Annotated in this window: 15 protein-coding genes; 5 read left to right on the top strand and 10 right to left on the bottom strand. The window is 70.2% G+C overall.

The window, feature by feature from the left end:
- Positions 1-18: 18 nt before the first annotated feature.
- From BLQ61_RS06580 to fdnG, 3 genes are read right to left on the bottom strand one after another with little or no spacing between them, the layout of a single operon-like run.
- Positions 19-645 (bottom strand): formate dehydrogenase subunit gamma, encoded by a 627-nt coding sequence (locus BLQ61_RS06580; protein ID WP_091568097.1) that lies wholly within the window; start codon positions 643-645, stop codon positions 19-21.
- Positions 642-1571 carry a formate dehydrogenase subunit beta gene (fdxH, locus tag BLQ61_RS06575; protein WP_091568094.1) on the bottom strand — a complete coding sequence of 310 codons (930 nt, stop codon included), beginning with the start codon at positions 1569-1571 and terminating at the stop codon, positions 642-644. Before fdxH ends, BLQ61_RS06580 begins: the two co-directional genes overlap by 4 nt.
- Positions 1572-1583: 12 nt before the next feature.
- Positions 1584-4652 (bottom strand): formate dehydrogenase-N subunit alpha, encoded by a 3069-nt coding sequence (gene fdnG / locus BLQ61_RS06570; RefSeq protein ID WP_217629385.1) that lies wholly within the window; start codon positions 4650-4652, stop codon positions 1584-1586.
- Between the two features lie 186 nt (positions 4653-4838).
- On the opposite strand from fdnG, the gene fdhD reads away from it, so the two are divergent.
- The 5 genes from fdhD to BLQ61_RS06540 all read left to right on the top strand — a co-directional run bounded on the left by fdhD (position 4839) and on the right by BLQ61_RS06540 (position 9784).
- A complete protein-coding gene (fdhD, locus tag BLQ61_RS06560; protein ID WP_245703878.1) occupies positions 4839-5726 on the top strand; it encodes a formate dehydrogenase accessory sulfurtransferase FdhD in 888 nt (295 codons plus the stop codon).
- Positions 5727-5731: 5 nt separating this feature from the next.
- A complete protein-coding gene (locus BLQ61_RS06555) occupies positions 5732-8347 on the top strand; it encodes an ABC transporter permease (RefSeq protein ID WP_091568609.1) in 2616 nt (871 codons plus the stop codon).
- Between the two features lie 76 nt (positions 8348-8423).
- Positions 8424-8657, top strand: a complete 234-nt coding sequence (locus tag BLQ61_RS06550) for a hypothetical protein (protein WP_091568085.1) — start codon at positions 8424-8426, stop codon at positions 8655-8657.
- Between the two features lie 117 nt (positions 8658-8774).
- A complete protein-coding gene (gene cynS, locus BLQ61_RS06545) occupies positions 8775-9218 on the top strand; it encodes a cyanase (protein WP_091568083.1) in 444 nt (147 codons plus the stop codon).
- Between the two features lie 164 nt (positions 9219-9382).
- The gene (locus BLQ61_RS06540; protein WP_091568080.1) at positions 9383-9784 is read left to right on the top strand and encodes a group II truncated hemoglobin; all 402 of its coding nucleotides are present in this window, start codon (positions 9383-9385) and stop codon (positions 9782-9784) included.
- Between the two features lie 30 nt (positions 9785-9814).
- On the opposite strand, the gene BLQ61_RS06535 is transcribed toward BLQ61_RS06540, so the two are convergent.
- The 7 genes from BLQ61_RS06535 to BLQ61_RS06505 all read right to left on the bottom strand — a co-directional run bounded on the left by BLQ61_RS06535 (position 9815) and on the right by BLQ61_RS06505 (position 16315).
- The gene (locus BLQ61_RS06535; protein ID WP_091568077.1) at positions 9815-10570 is read right to left on the bottom strand and encodes a GntR family transcriptional regulator; all 756 of its coding nucleotides are present in this window, start codon (positions 10568-10570) and stop codon (positions 9815-9817) included.
- Between the two features lie 82 nt (positions 10571-10652).
- Entirely contained in the window at positions 10653-11507 is an 855-nt protein-coding gene (locus tag BLQ61_RS06530) for an isocitrate lyase/PEP mutase family protein (RefSeq protein ID WP_091568074.1), read from the bottom strand.
- Between the two features lie 8 nt (positions 11508-11515).
- Positions 11516-12064, bottom strand: a complete 549-nt coding sequence (locus BLQ61_RS06525) for a LeuD/DmdB family oxidoreductase small subunit (protein ID WP_091568071.1) — start codon at positions 12062-12064, stop codon at positions 11516-11518.
- Positions 12061-13341 carry a 3-isopropylmalate dehydratase large subunit gene (locus tag BLQ61_RS06520; protein WP_091568070.1) on the bottom strand — a complete coding sequence of 427 codons (1281 nt, stop codon included), beginning with the start codon at positions 13339-13341 and terminating at the stop codon, positions 12061-12063. The genes BLQ61_RS06525 and BLQ61_RS06520 overlap by 4 nt, the downstream gene beginning before the upstream one ends.
- Positions 13338-14306 (bottom strand): Bug family tripartite tricarboxylate transporter substrate binding protein, encoded by a 969-nt coding sequence (locus BLQ61_RS06515; protein ID WP_091568606.1) that lies wholly within the window; start codon positions 14304-14306, stop codon positions 13338-13340. Before BLQ61_RS06515 ends, BLQ61_RS06520 begins: the two co-directional genes overlap by 4 nt.
- Positions 14307-14441: 135 nt before the next feature.
- Positions 14442-15110 carry a Smr/MutS family protein gene (locus BLQ61_RS06510; RefSeq protein WP_091568067.1) on the bottom strand — a complete coding sequence of 223 codons (669 nt, stop codon included), beginning with the start codon at positions 15108-15110 and terminating at the stop codon, positions 14442-14444.
- Positions 15107-16315, bottom strand: coding sequence for an esterase-like activity of phytase family protein (locus tag BLQ61_RS06505; RefSeq protein WP_091568065.1), 1209 nt, complete (start codon positions 16313-16315; stop codon positions 15107-15109). The genes BLQ61_RS06510 and BLQ61_RS06505 overlap by 4 nt, the downstream gene beginning before the upstream one ends.
- Positions 16316-16324: the final 9 nt, after the last annotated feature.

The following is a 16324-nucleotide window of genomic DNA, read 5'->3' as shown; positions in this document are numbered from 1 at the left end:
GAGGCGCCTCGGGGGTGGTCAACGATTGTCTCCGGTCATCTTGCGGTACCAGCCGCGGTGGTGCTGCTTGGCCCAGGCGCGGGTCACGGTGCCGTACAGCATGGCGCGGATGGTGCCGCGCGTCCAGATGGCGGCATACACGTGCAGCACGAAGATCAGCAGCATGATGACGGCCATCAGCGCATGCACCACCGAGGCCAGCCGCACGGTGTTCACCGGCAGCGTCCACCAGGCGCGCCACATGGCCACGCCGCTGACCAGCAGCAGCAGCATGCACAGCAGGAAGCCCCAGAAGACCAGCTTCTGGCCGCCGTTGTACTTGCCCTGCTCGGGCATGTTGTGGTCGTCGCCGTCGATCATCTGCCCGACGTTCTTCAGCCACTCCACGTCACGCCGCTCGATCAGGTTCAGCCCGGCGAAGCGGATGACCATGCCCAGGAAGAACACGAACATCACCACCCCGATGTAGGGGTGCAGGATGCGCGCCCAGGGGCCGCCGCCGAAGAACTGCACCAGCGGGTAGAACGCTGGGTGGAAGAACGCCAGGCCCGACAGCGCCAGCAGGATGAAGCAGATGCCGGTGATCCAGTGGTTCAGCCGCTCGCCGGCGGTGTAGCGCGGCAGGTCGCGCGGGTTTCGTCTCATGGCAGGGTCTCCTTCGCGGCGGCTTCCGCCTCACGGTCCTGGCGCTCCATCTCGTCCTCCAGTTCCTTGGAGACCTCGTTGGGGCCCTTGGCGACGAAGTGGAACAGGCTGCCCAGCGCGGCCGCGCCCAGGGCGAGCATGGCCAGCGGCTTGGACGCGCCCTTCCACAGGCTGACCATCGGGCTGATGCGCGGCGCGTCCGGCAGGCCTTGGTACAGCGACGGCTTATCGGCGTGGTGCAGCACGTACATGACGTGCGTGCCGCCCACACCGGCCGGGTCGTACAGGCCAGCGTTCTGGTAGCCGCGCTCCTTCAGGTCCACGATGCGCTCGGCCGCGTGGTCCTTCATCGCCTGCTTGGTGCCGAAGACGATGGCGCCCGTGGGACAGGTCTTGACGCACGCCGGCTCCTGACCCACCGCCACGCGGTCCGAGCACAGGGTGCACTTGTACGCCTTGTTGTCCTTCTGCGAGATGCGCGGCACGTTGAACGGGCAACCGGTCACGCAGTAGCCGCAGCCGATGCAGTGCTCCTCGTGGAAGTCCACGATGCCGTTGGTGTACTGCACGATGGCGCCGGGCGACGGGCAGGCCTTCAGGCAGCCCGGGTCCTCGCAGTGCATGCAGCCGTCCTTGCGGATCAGCCACTCCAGGTTGCCGGTCTGCTCGTTGTCGTATTCGGTGAAGCGCATCACCGTCCACGCATTGGGCGTCAGGTCCGTGGGGTTGTCGTAGGTGCCGTAGGTCTGGCCAGGCTCCTGGCGCAGGTCGTTCCACTCCATGCACGCCGTCTGGCAGGCCTTGCAGCCGATGCACTTGGAGACGTCGATCAGCTTGGCCACGTCGCCGGCGTGCGGGTTGCGCGCCTGCGGCGGCGGCGACGTCGTGGCCGACACACGTTGGATGTCAAGGGATTGCAATGCCATCTCGTGACTCCTTTAAGCCTTCTCGACCTTCACGAGGAAGGTCTTGAACTCGGGCGTGTTGGTGTTGCCGTCGCCCACGAAGGGGGTCAGGGTGTTGGCCAGGTAGCCCGGCTTGGTCAGGCCCTTGAAGCCCCAGTGGATGGGAATGCCCACGTGGTGCACGGTCTTGCCCTCGATCTGCATCGGCTTGATGCGCTTGGTCACCACCGCCACGGCCTTGATGTGGCCGCGCTTGGAGCTGACCTTGACCCGGTCGCCCGCGACAATGCCGATCTCCTTGGCCAGCGCCTCGCCGATCTCGACGAATTGCTCGGGCTGGGTGATGGCGTTGACCAGCGAGTGCTTGGTCCAGTAGTGGAAATGCTCGGTCAGGCGGTAGGTCGTGCCCACGTGCGGATAGTCCGCGGCCTTGCCGAAGGTTTCCCAGATGTTGTCGAACACCCGCGCGGCCGGCGAGGACGTGGCCTTGGGGTTGTCCGGGTACATCGGGTTGAAGCCCAGCGGCGTGTCGAACGGCTCGTAGTGCGTGGGGAACGGCCCTTCGGCCAGGCCTTTGCGCGCGAAGAAGCGCGCCACGCCCTCGGGGTTCATCAGGAACGGGCCGTTGCCGGTCTCGGGCGCGATGCCCACGCCGGTGTCGGGCACGTCCGCGCCCACCCAGGCCTTGCCGTTCCATTCCACCAGCTTGCGCTTGGGGTCGAACGGCTTGCCCTGCACGTCGGCCGACGCCCGGTTGTAGAGCACGCGGCGGTTCGCCGGCCAGGCCCAGGCCCAGTTCAGCGTGTTGCCGATGCCCGTCGGGTCGGAGTTGTCGCGCCGCGCCATCTGGTTGCCGGCCTGCGTCCAGCAGCCGGCATAGATCCAGCAGCCGCTGGCTGTGGTGCCGTCGTCGCGAAGCTCGGCGAAGCCCGCCACCTGCTGGCCGGCGGCGCGCACGATCTTCGTCGGGTCCTTCGGGTCCGCCAGATCGACCAGCGCGCGGCCGTTGTATTCCTTGGCGATCTCCTCGGACGAGGGGTGCGCCGGCTGGGAATACTTCCAGTCGAGGTTGACGATCGGGTCGGGAAAGGCCCCGCCTTCCTTCTGGTACAGGTCCTTCAGGCGCAGGTGCAGCGCCGACATGATGGCCACGTCGGTGCGCGCCTCGCCCGGCGGCTCGGCCGCCTTCCAGTGCCACTGCAGCACGCGCGAGGAGCTGACCACGGTGCCTTCTTCCTCCGCGAAGCAGGTCGTGGGCAGGCGGAAGACCTCGGTCTTCACCGACGCGGTGTCGATGTCGTTGAACTCGCCGTGGTTCTTCCAGAACTCCGACGTCTCGGTCGCCAGCGGGTCCATGATGACCAGGAACTTCAGCTTGGCCAGGCCGTCGCGCACGCGGGTGCTGTTGGACAGCGACGCCAGCGGGTTGAAACCCTGCGCGATGTAGCCGTTGACCTTGCCCTCGTTCATCAGTTGCGAGTACTGCAGCATGTCGTACTGCTTGTCCAGCTTGGGCAGGTACTCGAAGGCCCAGTTGTTCTCGGCCGTGGCCGCCGCGCCGAACAGCGACTTCATCAGGCTGACGTGGAACTTCGGGTAGTTCTGCCAGTAGTTCATCTGCCCCGGTCGCAGCGTCTTGGGCGTGCGCGCGGCCATGTACTCTTGGTAGTCCTGCTCCTTCTCGTTGGGCAGCGACAGGTAGCCCGGCATGCTGGACGACAGCAGGCCCAGGTCCGTCAGGCCCTGGATGTTGGAGTGCCCGCGCAGCGCGTTCATGCCGCCGCCGGCCACGCCGATGTTGCCGCACAGCAGCTGCACCATGGCGGCGCAGCGCAGGATCTGCGAACCGATGGAGTGCTGCGTCCAGCCCAACGCGTACATGATGGTCGCGGCGCGGCCCGGCACGGCGGTGGATGCGAACTTCTCGCACACGTGCAGGAATTTCTCCTTCGGCGTGCCGCAGACGCTTTCCACCTTCTCCGGCGTGTAGCTCGCGTAGTGCTGCTTCATCAGCTGGTACACGCAGCGCGGGTGCTGCAGCGTGGGGTCGGTCTTCACATACCCGTCCTCGCCCAGCTCGTAGTCCCAGCTCTTCTTGTCGTAGGTGCGCTTTTCCTCGTTGTAGCCCGAGAAGATGCCGTCCACGAACTGGAAGTCATCGCGCACGATGAAGCTGAAGTCCGTGTAGTTGCGCACGTACTCGTGCTGGATCTTGTCGTGGCTGAGCAGGTAATTGATCATCCCGCCCAGGAACGCGATGTCCGAGCCCGACCGGATGGGGGCGTAGAAATCGGCGACCGAGGCCGAGCGGTTGAAGCGCGGGTCGACCACCATGAAGTGCGCCTTGTTGTGCGCCTTCGCTTCGGTCACCCACTTGAAACCGCACGGGTGTGCTTCGGCGGCATTGCCGCCCATGATCAAAATGACGTCCGCATTCTTGATGTCGACCCAATGGTTCGTCATCGCTCCACGGCCAAACGTCGGGGCAAGACCTGCCACCGTCGGGCCGTGTCAAACACGGGCTTGGTTGTCGAACGCCAGGATGCCCCAGGAGCGGGCGACCTTGTAGGTGATGTAGCCGGCCTCGTTGCTCGACGCCGAGGCGGCCAGCATGCCGGTGGTCAGCCAGCGGTTGACGAGCAGGCCGTCATCCGTCTTGGCCTGGAAGTTGGCGTCGCGGTCGTCCTTGAGCAGCTTGGCGATGCGCGTCAGCGCGTCGTCCCAGGACAGGCGCTGCCACGCGTTGCTGCCGGGCGCGCGGTACTCGGGGTACAGCAGCCGGTTGGGGCTGTTGATGAAGTCCAGCAGGCCTGCGCCCTTGGGGCACAGCGTGCCGCGGTTGACCGGGTGGTCCGGGTCGCCTTCGACGTGGAACACCGAGCTGACGGCGTTCTTGCCGCCGTCGCCCAGGGAATACATCAGCAGGCCGCAGCCGACCGAGCAGTAGGTGCAGGTCTGGCGGGTTACGGTGGCAGCGGCCAGTTTGTACTGGCGCACTTCGGCCAGCGCGGTCGCGGGCGAAAAGCCCATGGCAACCAGGCTGGAGCCCACCAGGCCTGCCCCGCTCACGCGGAAGAAGTGCCGGCGGTTCATGTCCATGATGGAACCTCCTGTCGTGGGAAATATAGGTATCGGTATCGAGACAACGAGACCCGTCCATCTTCCGGTTAAAACTTACAAAGGGGTTACGGGTTTGCACGTAGAGCCTGCCCGCAGGCCCGTCCCGCAGGCGACCCCTGCCTGGCCGGCGGGCGGGAGCAAAAAGTCCCCGCGATGCGCCCTGGGGGAATGCGCGCACTGCTGCAGCGCTGGTATCGTCGCTGCATGTCTGCCATCGAGTTCGCCACCAATTGCCACTTGCTGCCCGAAACATCGGTGCCGCTGCGGCCGGGCACGGCGCAGCAACACCATGCCGGCACGGGCGTCTGTGTCCCGCAGGCGCTGGACCTGGCTGCCGAGGTGCCGGTGGCGCTGGTGTTCAACGGCATTTCGCACGCCGTCATGATGGTCACGCCGCAGGACCTGGCCGAGTTTGCCGTGGGCTTCGCCCTGAGTGAAGGTGTGGTCGAGCAGGCGCACGAGTGCCGCGACGTGCAGGTGCTGCAGCAGGGCAGCGGCACGCCCGACGAGAGCTGCGCGGTGCATGTCGAGATCCCGCCGCGCCAGTTCATGCGGCTGAAGGAGCGCCGGCGCGCCCTGGTCGGGCGCACCGGCTGCGGCGTGTGCGGCATCGACAGCCTGCAGGCGCTGGATCTGCATCCGGCCCCGATGGCCACGCCCGACTGGTGCGCACGGCTGGACGCGGCGCGCGTGCTGCGCCCGTTCGCCACGCTGGGCCAGTGCCAGGTGTTGAACGTACGTGCCGGCTCGCTGCATGCCGCCGGCTGGGCCACGCCCGAGGGCGAGCTGACCGACGTGCTGGAGGACGTGGGCCGGCACAACGCCCTGGACAAGCTGCTGGGCCGCCTGGCGCTGGCGGGTCGGCTGGGCGAGCCAGGCTTCGTCGTCATGACCAGCCGCACCAGCTACGAGCTGGTGAGGAAATGCGCGCGCCTGCAGGTGCCGGCGCTGGCCACCATTTCCGCGCCGACCACGCTGGCGCTGCAGCTGGCGCGCGAAGCCGGCATGCAGCTGTGGGGGCTGTGCCGCCCACCCACGGCGCTGCGCTATGTCTGATCTACATGACTGAAGCCGCCCGCCCGCGCGCGCTGCCCCTGGCTTGGCGCGCGCTGCGCCGCGACCTGCGCGCCGGCGAACTGCGCCTGCTGCTGGTGGCGGTGCTGCTGGCCGTGGCGGCGCTGACCTCGGTGGGCTTTTTCGCCGACCGCCTGCAGGGCGCGCTGGCGCGCGATGCGCTGCAGCTGCTGGGCGGCGACGTGGTCGTGGCCAGCGACAACGCCACGCCCGCCGCCTTCGTGCGCCAGGCCGAAGACCTGGGCCTGCGCCACGCCAGCACGCTGGGATTTCCGACCATGGCGCGCGCGGACGACGCGCACGGCGGGGCGGCGCGCCTGGTGGCGCTGAAGGGCGTCGAGCCCGGCTACCCGCTGCGCGGCCGGCTGCAGGTGGCCGATGCGCCGGGGCAGCCGGGCCGGCCGACCGACGCCATCCCCGCGCCCGGCGAGGTGTGGGTGGACGCCGCGCTGGTGGCGGCGCTGGGCCTGGCGCCGGGCGACGCGCTGCTGCTGGGCGACGCGCGCTTGACCATCGCGCGCATCGTCACGCTGGAGCCGGACCGCGGCGCGGGCTTCGCCAACTTCGCCCCGCGCGTGCTGGTGAACGCGCAGGACCTGCCCTCCACCGGCCTGGTGCAGCCGGCCAGCCGCATCACCTGGCGCTTCGCCGTGGCGGGCGAGCCCAACGCGGCGCGGCGCTTCGCCGACTGGGCGCAGGCCGAGGCCGCGCGTCCCGAGGTGCGCGGCGTGCGCGTCGAGTCGCTCGACAGCGGCCAGCCCGAGATGCGCCAGACACTGGACCGGGCGCAGAAATTCCTCAACCTGGTGGCGCTGCTGGCGGCGCTGCTGGCCGCGGTGGCGGTGGCGCTGGCCGCGCGCAGCTTCGCCGCCCGGCACCTGGACGGCGCGGCGCTGCTGCGCGTGCTGGGCGCGCCGCAGCGCACCATCGCGCGCGCCTACGCGCTGGAGTTCTTCGCCGTGGGGCTGATCGGCAGCCTGCTAGGCGTGCTGCTGGGCTGGGCGGTGCACCATGCCTTCGTGCTGCTGCTGGCCGGGCTGGTGGCGTCCGACCTGCCCGCGGCCACGCTGGCGCCGGCGGCGCTGGGTGTAGGCGTGGGGCTGGCGCTGCTGGCCGCCTTCGGCCTGCCGCCGGTGCTGCAGCTGGCGCGCGTGCCGGCGCTGCGCGTGCTGCGCCGCGACCTGGCCGGACCGCGCCCGGCGTCGCTGCTGGTGCTGGCGGCGGGGCTGGCAGGCTTCGGCGCGCTGCTCTTGCTGCTGGCGGGTGACGCCAAGCTGGGCGCCATCGCGGTGGGCGGCTTTGCCGGCGCGGCGCTGCTGTTCGCGGCGCTGGCCTGGCTGGCGGTGCGCGCGCTGGCGCGGCTGGTGCCCGAGACACGCGCGCCGCGCTGGCTGCTGCTGGCCACGCGCCAGCTGGCGGCACGCCCGGTGCAGGCGGTGGTGCAGGTCACCAGCCTGGCGCTGGGCCTGCTGGCGCTGGTACTGCTGGTGCTGCTGCGCACCGACCTGATCGCCAGCTGGCAGCGCGCCACGCCGGCCAGTGCGCCGAACCGCTTCGTCATCAACATCCTGCCCGAGCAGGCCGTGGACTTTCGCGCGCGCCTGGCGGCAGCCGGTGTGGCCGAGTACGACTGGTACCCGATGTTCCGCGGCCGGCTGGTGGCCATCAACGGGCGCGAGGTGCGGCTGGAAGACTATGCCGACGGGCGCGCGCGCCGCCTGGTCGACCGCGAATTCAACCTGTCGCACACCGCTCAGCCGCCGGTGCACAACCGCATCAGCGCCGGCGCCTGGCGCGCGGGCGAGGCCGGGGCGGTGAGCGTCGAGGACGGCATCGCCAAGACGCTGGGCCTGCGGCTGGGCGACACGCTGCGCTTCGACATCGGCGGCATCCTGAGCGAGGCGCGCATCACCAGCCTGCGCCACGTGGACTGGGGCTCGATGCGCGCCAACTTCTTCGTGCTGTATCCGCTGGCCGAGATGCCCGACATGCCGCTGACCTATCTGGCCGCCTACCGCGCGCCCGAGCGCTGGCCGCCGCAGCCGGCGCCCGCGCCCGGCACGCCGCCGCGCGCGGGCGCCGCCGGGCAAGGGGGGGCGCCCGGCGGCGGCAGCGCCGCGTTCGACAACGCGCTGGTGCACGACTTTCCGAACATCACCAACGTCGACCTGAGCGCCACGCTGGCGCAGGTACAGGGCGTGCTGTCGCAGGTCATCCGCGCGGTCGAGTTCCTGTTCGTCTTCACCCTGGCGGCCGGGCTGGCCGTGCTGTTCGCGGCGATAGCTGGCTCGCGCGAGGCGCGGGCGCGCGAGCTGGCAGTGATGCGCGCGCTGGGCGCCAGCGGCCAGCTGCTGCGCCAGGTGCAGCGCGCGGAGCTCGCCGGGGTCGGCCTGCTGGCCGGGCTGCTGGCCAGCAGCGTCGCGCTGGCCGTGGGCTGGCTGCTGGCGCGCCAGGTGTTCGACTTCGAGTGGAACGCGCCGCTGTGGGTGCCCCTGGCCGGCGCGCTGGCCGGCGCGGCGCTGGCGCTGGCGGCGGGCTGGTGGGCGCTGCGCGAGGTGCTGCGCCGCCCGGTGGTGCAGACGCTGCGCGAAGCCTCCGCCTGATGCTATCGAAAATGTAGCTATAGGCCGTCGTGGAATATGGGCCACAGCCGTTTTTATCTGAAATCTCCGTTGCGCCATGCCTGACTCCACCACTGCCCCCGAAAACGCCCCCGACTGGTCGCAAGCCCCCGATGGCTGGAACTGGCTGGCGCAGGACGCCGACGGCCGCTGGTTCTGGTACCGCACCGCGCCGCAGCTGTTCTGGGCGGGCGGGTTGTGGCGCTCGAACTCGCGCGACCAGCAGCCGGCCGGCCAGGGCATGCCGCGGGACGATTGGGCGGACAGCTTGCGCACGCGCCCTGCGGTCTGAGGTGCAGCCCGGATGCCGGGCTTGATGCAGGTCATCGCCCGTCTGACAGACGCTGCCCACAATGGCCGGGCGCCCGACCGGGCGTGGACAACCCGCAAACCCCTTGAGGAGGACCGCATGAACCGCATGGACGTGACCGAGAAGATCATCAGCACCAAGGTGGCCAAGGGCCTGCGCTGGGCCGACGTGGCGGCGCAGCTGGGGCGGTCCAAGGAATGGACCACCGCGCTGTGCCTGGGCCAGATGACCGCCACGGCCGAGCAGGCCGAGGCGCTGGGCGGCATTTTTGGCTTGAATGACGAGGAGCAGCGCTGGCTGCAGGTCGTGCCGTCCAAGGGCTCGCTGGCCACTGCCGTGCCCACCGATCCGCTGGTCTACCGCTGGTACGAGGTGGTCAACGTCTACGGCTCGACGCTCAAGGAGCTGATCCACGAGGAATTCGGCGACGGCATCATGAGCGCCATCGACTTTTCCATGGACATACAGCGCGAAGCCGACCCCAAGGGCGACCGGGTGCGGGTGGTGCTGTCGGGCAAGTTCCTGCCGTACAAGGACTACTGATCTTTATTGGGGTCAGATTCCAATTTCCACCGTTAATCGGCGCGTTAATCGGGGTCAGATTCCAATTTTTGGCCCTACCCAGTCTGCCAGGCACTACTAAAATAGCAGCACGCTTTCCTTGTTCCACGCTGGCCTGTGCTGGTTTTCCTGGAGATTTCTGGCCCATGCCGCCTGACACCTCGCCACCGCCCGCGCAGTCCCCCTTTGAGCAGCTGGGCGGCGAGGCCGGCGTGCGCGCGCTGGTCGATCGCTTCTACGATCTGATGGACCTGGAGCTTGGCTATGCCGAGCTGCGCGCCGCGCATGGCAGCACGCTGCAGGACGCGCGCGACAAGCTGTTCTGGTTTCTCTGTGGCTGGCTGGGCGGGCCGGATCACTACCAGAGCCGCTTCGGCCACCCGCGCCTGCGCGCGCGGCACCTGCCGTTTTCCATCGGCATCTTGGAGCGCGACCAGTGGGTCGCCTGCATGGACCAAGCGATGGGCGAGCAGGGCGTGCCAGCAGCGCTGCGCGAGCGCCTGAACGAGAGTTTCATGGGCACTGCGGACTGGATGCGCAATCGCTGAGCCCCACGCGGACACGGCAGCACTTACCGTTCAATCGGTGATCCACACCTGCGTAGCACCCCCCGTGCGCGACAGGCGCATGCGGTATTGGTAACGCTCGGGCGCATAGTGACCGAGAAGGTATTGCAGCGGCACGCCCTGCGCATTCGAAACCACTCGACTGACGCGCAGCAGCGGTGCTCCTGGCTCGATCTGTAGCAGCGCCGCCACCTCGGGTGTGGCCTGCACGGCGATCAGTTCCTGCTCACCCTGCGCGAAGGAATGGCCCGCGCGCTCGATCGCCTCCAGCAGTGGCATGTCCTGCAGCGCGCAGAGGTCGATGGCCGCGGCCACGTGCGGCGGCAGGTACGCCTCGGTGCACAGCAGTGGTGTCTGGCGCGACTTGCGCACCCGCACCACCTGCATGACGCGACTGCCTGGCGACACCTGCAGCGCCCGTGCCACGGCAGGCACGGCCGCTACGAACTGCACGGACACCAGTGCGATGCGCGTGCGCTGGCCAAAGCGCAGGATGTTTTCCAGCAGGCCGTTGCGGATCTTGGAATGCTCCTGGGTACTGGGCTGGGGCACCGGCAGTGTTCCCTGGCCGCGCAGGCGCGTGACGCAGCCTTCCTCTTGCAGCCGCGCCAGGGCCGAACGGATGGTGGTGCGCGCCACGCCGAACTCGCGTGTCAACTCGCGCTCGCCCGGCAGAGGGATGCCTGGCGGATAGGTGCCGTCCTGCAGGCGTTGGCGCAGCACCTGCGCCACCTGCTGGAACAACGGGGGTGAAGCAGGCAAAGCCATCGGCGCTCGTCTCCTCGCCGCGCCCGTGGCAGGCGCGTGCGGAGAATTATCGGCGCGGCTGCCTCGCCTGCCGTGGGCGCGCTCAACCGTAGCGCTGTCCCAGGGCCAGCAGTTCGGGTGTGCCGATGACGGCATTCAGACCGTCGAAGTCCAGCATACGCCCCTGCCACGGGGCGGTGCTGCCGTGCGCCTGCAGGCTGGCGAGATAGCCCTGCAGCGCGTGCGTCAGCGCGCGCACCGTGCCGCCAGGAAAGATCACCAGGCGGTAGCCGAGCTCTGCCAGGTCCTGTGCGCCGGACACCGGCGTCAGGCCGCCCTCGACCATGTTGGCCATCAGCGGGCACAGCGCGCCCAGCTCGCGGTTGACCCGCTGCATCTGCTCGCGGCTGCGCACCGCCTCCACGAACAGCATGTCGGCGCCGGCCTCGGCGTAGCGCGCAGCGCGCTCCAGCGCCGCGTCCAGGCCTTCCACGGCCACGGCGTCGGTGCGCGCGATGATGACGGTGTCGGCCTGGCGGCGGGCATCCACCGCGGCGCGGATCTTGCCGCACATCTCCTGTACGCCGATGACCGACTTGCCCTGCAGGTGGCCGCAGCGCTTGGGCGCGGTCTGGTCCTCCAGCTGGATGGCCGAGGCGCCGGCGCGCTCCAACAGGCGCACGGTGCGCATGACATTCAGCGCGTTGCCAAAGCCCGTGTCGGCATCGACGATCAGCGGCAGTTCCACGCGCTCGCGGATGTTGGTGGTGACGTTGGCCACGTCGTCCAGGCTCAGCAGGCCGATGTCAGAGCGGCCGAAGCGCGTGTAGGCCACGCTGGCGCCCGACAGGTAGGCGGCCTGCAGGCCGGCCCGCTCGACCAGCAGGGCGGAGAGGGCGTCGTACACGCCCGGGGCGACCACGATGCCGGGTTCGCGAATGCGTTGTTGCAGACTCATGCGTTCACTCAATCCAGGGAAGGGGGGCGCTGGCGCTCGCGTTCGATGCGCTTGCGCAGGTGCGCGACCAAGCCGCCGTCGGCCACCAAGGTCAGCAGGTGCTGCGGAATGGGCTGGCATCGCAGGGCCTCATCCTGGCCCTGCACGTGCAGCTGCGCGCACGGCAGGTCCAGCCACGCCGGCGTGCCCGGCGCGATGCCCCAGGCGGGCAGTTCCGGCGCCTGCGGGCCCAGCAGCAGCGGCAGGCCCAGGTTGAAGCCGTTGCGGTAGAACAGCCCGGCAAAGGAGCGGGCGACGACGCAGCGCACGCCCAGGTGGCGCAGCACCTCCACGGCCTGCTCGCGCGAGGAGCCCGCGCCGAAATTGCGCCCGGCCAGCACGATGTCGCCCGGCTGCACCTCGGCCGCGAAGCGGGGCTCGACGTCCTCCAGGCAGTGGCGGGCGATCACGTCGATGGCGAACTTCATGTACTTGCCCGGCGCCAGGTAGTCGGTGTTGATGTCGTCGCCGAAGACCCAGCAGCGGCCGGCCTCGCCAGCCATGGTCGTTGCGCTCATGCCAGGACCTCCCGCGGGTCGGTGATGCGCCCGGCCAGGGCGGAGGCCGCCACCGTATAGGGCGAGCCCAGGAACACGCGCGAGGACGCCGCGCCCATGCGGCCGGTGAAGTTGCGCGCCGTGGTGCTGATGGCGGTGGTATCAGGACCGAAGGTATTGGCGCCGTAGCCGGCGCAGGCGCCGCAGGCGGTAGGCAGCAGTTCGGCGCCGGCGTCCAGCAGCACCTGCAGCACGCCTTCCTCCGCGGCCTGGCGCTGGTCCTGGGCGCTGGCGGGCGCCACCATGAGCCGCACGCCCGGCGCGGCGCGCCCCCGGCCCCGCAGCACCTGCGCGGCCATGCGCAGATCGTCCAGTTTGGCGCCGGTGCAGGCGCCGATGTAGGCGATGTCCAGCCGCTCGTGCGCGAAGGCCGCGGCGTCCTGGGCCTGGGCGGGCGAACCGGGCGCGGACACCTGCGGCGCCAGCGCGCCGGCGGCCAGGCGATGGTGCTGCAGCAGGGGCGCGCCGTCATCCGTGCGCCAGTGCGCCAGGTCCTGCAGCGCCTGCGGCGGCACGCCCGCGTCCTGCAGCCACTGCGCCGTGGTGGCGTCGGGGGCGATCAGGCCCACCTGCCCACCCAGCTCGGCGGTCATGTTGGCGAGCGTCATGCGCTCGTTCATCGACAGCGCCTGCACGGCCTCGCCGCAGTACTCCACGGCCTCGTACTGGCCACCCTCCATGCCGAAGCGGGTGCACAGGTGCAGCATCATGTCCTTGGCGCACACGCCGTCCGGCAGCCGCCCGGTCCACTCCATGGCGATGGTGTGGGGCACACGCAGCCAGATCTCGCCCGTCACCGCCACGCCCAGCATCTCGGTGGCGCCGATGCCGAACATGTAGGCGCCGAAAGCGCCGCCGGTGCACGAGTGGCTGTCACCGCCTACGGCGAACATGCCCGGGTGCAGGTGCCCGTGGCGCGGCGTGACCACGTGGCAGATGCCCTGCTCGTCGTAGAAGTGGCGGATGCCCTGCTCGCGCACCCAGTCGCGCGCCAGGCGCACGATCTGCGCGCTGCCCGCGTCGGTGGCGGGCACATAGTGGTCGGTGACGACCACGATGCGCTCGGGGTCCCACACGCCCACGCCCAGTGCGTCCAGGTGGGGTTTCAGGCGCCGTGGTCCGCCGGAGTCGTGCATCATCGCCAGGTCCACGCGGCAGGTGACGATGTCGCCGGGCTGCACCTGCGGATGGCCGCAGGCCCGGCCGACCAGCTTCTGTGCCAGGGTGCGCGGTGTCATTCCACCGTGGCCCCGGACTTCTTCACGATGTCGCCCCAGAACTGCACGTCCTTCTTGACGAACTCCGAAAACTGCGCCGGGGTCATCGTGGGCACAGTGGCGGCCTCGCTCTCCATGCGTTGGCGGTATTCGGGCGATTCCAGTGCCTTGCGCACTGCGCCGTAGAGCTGCTGCGTCACCTCGGCCGGCAGTTTGGCCGGGCCGAACAGGCCGAACCAGGCCTCGGAGCGGTAGCCCGGCACCACGTCGGCGATGGGTGGCAGGCCAGGGAACTGCGGCAGCGGCTTCAGGCTGCTCACCCCAAGGAACTTCAGCGTGCCCTGCTTGTAGTGCGGCAGCACGTTGATGGTGCTGGCGAACATCAGGTCCACCGTGTCGGCGCCCAGCAGGTCGGTCAGGGCCGGGCCGGTGCCTTTGTAGGGGATGTTGACGATGTCGGTCTGGGTGGCGAACTTGAACTGTTCGCTGGCCAGGTGCAGCGACGAGCCCTGGCCGCCGATGGCGAAGCTGAGCTTTTGCGGGTGCTTGCGGGCGTAGTCGATCAGGCCGCGCACGTCGTCGAAGGGTGCGTTCTTGCGCGCCACCAGCACGCTGGGCACCTGGGCGACCATGGTGATGGGCGTGAAGTCGGCCACCGGGTCGAACGGCAGCTTCTTGAACAGCGTGGCGTTGATGGTGTGGCTGGTGAAGCTCATGAGCAGCGTCGAGCCGTCCGGTGCGCTCTTGGCCACGTACTGCGCAGCAATGTTGCCACCCGCGCCGGGCTTGTTCTCCACCAGCACGGTGCGCTTGAGCGTGGCGCCCATGCTCTGCGCGATGACGCGCGCCAGCGTGTCGGTGGAACCGCCAGGCGATGCGCCCACGACGATGGTGATGGGGCGGTCGGCTTGCGCCGCGGCAGGCAGGGCCCAGGCGCCCAGGGCCAGGGCGGCGCTGGCGACTAGCCAAGCTCTTTTATGGTGCATACCGATCTCCTTGGTGTTAGTAGGCAGGTGCTGGAGCGCCATGGTCGGCACCTAGACTGCCTGCTGCAACCGGACCAGGTGGTTTGCTGGGGTTTACGCCAGGACGCCTCCGGCGCGTGGCGCCGAAAAAAGGGGCTAACGCCTTCCCGGCACCAACAGCACCACCAGCGCCCCGGCGCCGCCATCCAGTGGCCGCGCCTGCACGAAGGCCAGCACTTCCTTCTTCTGCACCAGCCAGCGCTGCACCCGGCTCTTGAGCACCGGCACCCGGCCGGGCGAGCCCAGGCCCTTGCCGTGCACCACGCGCACGCAGCGCAGGCCGGTGCGGTGCGCCAGGCGGATGAACTCGGCCAGCGCCTCGCGCGCCTCGTCGGTGCGCAGGCCGTGCAGGTCCAGGTGGCGCTGGATGCTCCAGGCGCCCGAGCGCAGCTTGCGCGTCACGTCCAGCCCCATGCCGGGGCGGCGGTAGCTGAGCTGGTCGTCCACGTCCAGCAGCGTGGTCACGTCGAATTCGTCGCTGAGCGACTCCAGCAGCACGCGCGCCTCGTCCAGCTGGCGTTGCACCGGCACCGGCTCAGGGAGCTGGTGCTGGTGCCAGTGGCGCTCGTCCTGGCCCCGCAAAGGCTGCACCGGGCCGACGCTGTGCGCGAACAGCTGGCGCTCGATCTGCGCGCGCCGTGCCGCCTCGCGCTGCAGGCGCTCGCGCTCGGCCTGCTGCGCCGCGGCCTCGGCCAGCGCGCGCCGCACCGGCTTCAGGTCGGCGAACGAGTGGACGGACAGGCTGGGACGGACGGCGGCATTCATGGCCCGCCGGTTGTACCGCAGGCGGCATTCCCGCCGCCGGGCGGGCGGTACTCGGCGGCGATGAACTGCGTGGCCTGCGCCGGGTTGAAGTTGTCGTCGCTGACCAGCACCAGCACGCAGCTGCCATCCGCTAGCGGCGCGCCCCAGGCCATGCCCTCCAGGTTGTCCACGGGCAGGCCGAGCGCGGCGAAGTCGGCGACCAGCGTCTTCGCCGCCGGACGGTGGCTGCCCGGCGCCAGCGCGGGCAGCGCCAGGGTGTCGCTGCCGCTGCGCGTGTCGATGCGGTACAGCCGCGCGGCAAAGCCGCGGCCGGTGCTGTAGGCGCGCTCCAGCACCAGCAGGTGGTGCGGGCCGTCGGCCAGGATCTCGCTCACGCCGTTCAGCTCGGGCCCGAAGGGCAGGGCGCGCGGTTGCGGCGGCGCGTCGGGCTGGTAGGCGATCTGGCGCAGCGGCCGGCCGCTGTCCAGGTCCAGCTGGGTGATGCGCACCGGCGCGCCCGGCCGGCCGTGGCGCGCGGTGGGGCCGTCCTGGCGCCAGGGCAGTTCCATCGCTAGCCAGGCGCTGCGGCCGTCCGGCGCCAGCGCCAGGCCCTCCAGCGTGCCGTTGCCGCGTGGGCCATGCCCTGGGCCGGGCTGGAAGGCAGGCGGCAGCGTCCAGCTGCGCGCGTGACTGCCGTCGGCGTGCGCGGCGCGCATCTGCGGGCCGAAGCCGCGGCCGAAGTCGCCCTCGCTGGTCCACAGGAACTGCGCGGCGCCGGGCAGCCAGCGCACGCTTTCGGCGTCGGGCACGTCCACGCGGACGCGCGCCGCACTACGTGCGGCGAACGGCCGGCCATCGGGCGCGCGCAGCAAGTGCACGCCGGTGATCTCGGGCGGCGCCAGGCCCTGCACGCCGTAGCGCAGGCGCGCGGTGTAGACGCGCGCCGGGCCGCGCGCCGAGCGGTCGTCGCTGATCAGCAGGTACTCGTCCGTGGCCGGGTCGCGGTCGATGCCGGAGATGCCGCCAAAGACGCTGCCGCCCCACTCGGTGCCGGGCGCGATGGCGGCCGTGCCCAGGATGCGCAGCCAGGAAGGCGTGGCGCCGGCGCGCTGCACGCCGTCGCTGTCGCCCGGCGCCGGGCGCGGCAGCGGCGCGCAGCCCCCCAGCGCCAGGGCGCAGGCCAGCGCTGCCGGCAGGGCCAGGAGGCGCGTCAGGCTTCGCGCCATTGCCGGCAG

Source organism: Oryzisolibacter propanilivorax, from assembly GCF_900103645.1.
Taxonomy (GTDB): Bacteria; Pseudomonadota; Gammaproteobacteria; order Burkholderiales; family Burkholderiaceae_C; genus Melaminivora; species Melaminivora propanilivorax.
The sequence above is the reverse complement of the archived record's forward strand: the minus strand, read 5'-3'. Positions and strand labels throughout refer to the sequence as shown.

Excerpts from the sequence above, each read along its gene's own strand:
- BLQ61_RS06580 (WP_091568097.1), bottom strand. The coding sequence starts at position 645 with ATGAGACGAAACCCGCGCGACCTGCCGCGCTACACCGCCGGCGAGCGG.
- fdxH (WP_091568094.1), bottom strand. The coding sequence starts at position 1,571 with ATGGCATTGCAATCCCTTGACATCCAACGTGTGTCGGCCACGACGTCG.
- fdhD (WP_245703878.1), top strand. The coding sequence starts at position 4,839 with ATGCGCGCACTGCTGCAGCGCTGGTATCGTCGCTGCATGTCTGCCATC.
- BLQ61_RS06555 (WP_091568609.1), top strand. The coding sequence starts at position 5,732 with ATGACTGAAGCCGCCCGCCCGCGCGCGCTGCCCCTGGCTTGGCGCGCG.
- BLQ61_RS06550 (WP_091568085.1), top strand. The coding sequence starts at position 8,424 with ATGCCTGACTCCACCACTGCCCCCGAAAACGCCCCCGACTGGTCGCAA.
- cynS (WP_091568083.1), top strand. The coding sequence starts at position 8,775 with ATGAACCGCATGGACGTGACCGAGAAGATCATCAGCACCAAGGTGGCC.
- BLQ61_RS06540 (WP_091568080.1), top strand. The coding sequence starts at position 9,383 with ATGCCGCCTGACACCTCGCCACCGCCCGCGCAGTCCCCCTTTGAGCAG.
- BLQ61_RS06535 (WP_091568077.1), bottom strand. The coding sequence starts at position 10,570 with ATGGCTTTGCCTGCTTCACCCCCGTTGTTCCAGCAGGTGGCGCAGGTG.
- BLQ61_RS06530 (WP_091568074.1), bottom strand. The coding sequence starts at position 11,507 with ATGAGTCTGCAACAACGCATTCGCGAACCCGGCATCGTGGTCGCCCCG.
- BLQ61_RS06525 (WP_091568071.1), bottom strand. The coding sequence starts at position 12,064 with ATGAGCGCAACGACCATGGCTGGCGAGGCCGGCCGCTGCTGGGTCTTC.
- BLQ61_RS06520 (WP_091568070.1), bottom strand. The coding sequence starts at position 13,341 with ATGACACCGCGCACCCTGGCACAGAAGCTGGTCGGCCGGGCCTGCGGC.
- BLQ61_RS06515 (WP_091568606.1), bottom strand. The coding sequence starts at position 14,306 with ATGCACCATAAAAGAGCTTGGCTAGTCGCCAGCGCCGCCCTGGCCCTG.
- BLQ61_RS06510 (WP_091568067.1), bottom strand. The coding sequence starts at position 15,110 with ATGAATGCCGCCGTCCGTCCCAGCCTGTCCGTCCACTCGTTCGCCGAC.
- BLQ61_RS06505 (WP_091568065.1), bottom strand. The coding sequence starts at position 16,315 with ATGGCGCGAAGCCTGACGCGCCTCCTGGCCCTGCCGGCAGCGCTGGCC.